This is a genomic window from Gilvimarinus gilvus (genome assembly GCF_030518155.1).
Classification (GTDB): Bacteria; Pseudomonadota; Gammaproteobacteria; order Pseudomonadales; family Cellvibrionaceae; genus Gilvimarinus; species Gilvimarinus gilvus.
Genome location: NZ_JAULRU010000296.1, coordinates 1 through 890, shown reverse-complemented (window position 1 = coordinate 890; position 890 = coordinate 1). Strand labels below are relative to the sequence as shown.

At 53.0% G+C, this 890-nt stretch carries 2 rRNA genes; both read right to left on the bottom strand.

What is annotated here, in order from left to right:
- Positions 1-220 precede the first annotated feature (220 nt).
- Positions 221-336, bottom strand: a 5S ribosomal RNA gene (gene rrf / locus QWI17_RS04895).
- Between the two features lie 134 nt (positions 337-470).
- A 23S ribosomal RNA gene (locus tag QWI17_RS04890) occupies positions 471-890 on the bottom strand; the annotation flags it as partial.

The following is an 890-nucleotide window of genomic DNA, read 5'->3' as shown; positions in this document are numbered from 1 at the left end:
GTCCATGGTGAATGTCCGTGCTGAGTATTTCCGCGAGCGTAGCACTGCCCTATAACGCTTCAGGCATACATGACGTACATTTCATGAAAGCTGGCTGGCACGGGCTGCGCCCGTGTTCGCGGGCACGCCCGCTCCCACAGTGATGGTGCCGGGGATTATTTTTGGCCCATAAAGACAAAACCCCTACCTGCATGTGCAGATAGGGGTTTTGCGAAATGAATCTTGACGATGACCTACTCTCACATGGGGAAACCCCACACTACCATCGGCGATGCATCGTTTCACTGCTGAGTTCGGGATGGGATCAGGTGGTTCCAATGCTCTATGGTCGTCAAGAAATTCTGTAGCCAGAATGTCCAGATGGACAGCCCAGCGAATCCGGATATGTGATGTTTGTGATGCCTTGCGAACTTTCGGTTCATGTCATCTTCACCACCGCAATCTGCGTCAGCAAATTGCTTGGGTGTTATATGGTCAAGCCTCACGGGCAATTAGTATTGGTTAGCTCAACGCCTCACAGCGCTTACACACCCAACCTATCAACGTCGTAGTCTTCGACGGCCCTTTAGGGGATTCAAGATCCCAGTGAGATCTCATCTTGAGGCAAGTTTCCCGCTTAGATGCTTTCAGCGGTTATCTCTTCCGAACATAGCTACCCGGCAATGCCACTGGCGTGACAACCGGAACACCAGAGGTTCGTCCACTCCGGTCCTCTCGTACTAGGAGCAGCCCCTCTCAAATCTCAAACGTCCACGGCAGATAGGGACCGAACTGTCTCACGACGTTCTAAACCCAGCTCGCGTACCACTTTAAATGGCGAACAGCCATACCCTTGGGACCGGCTTCAGCCCCAGGATGTGATGAGCCGACATCGAGGTGCCAAACACCGC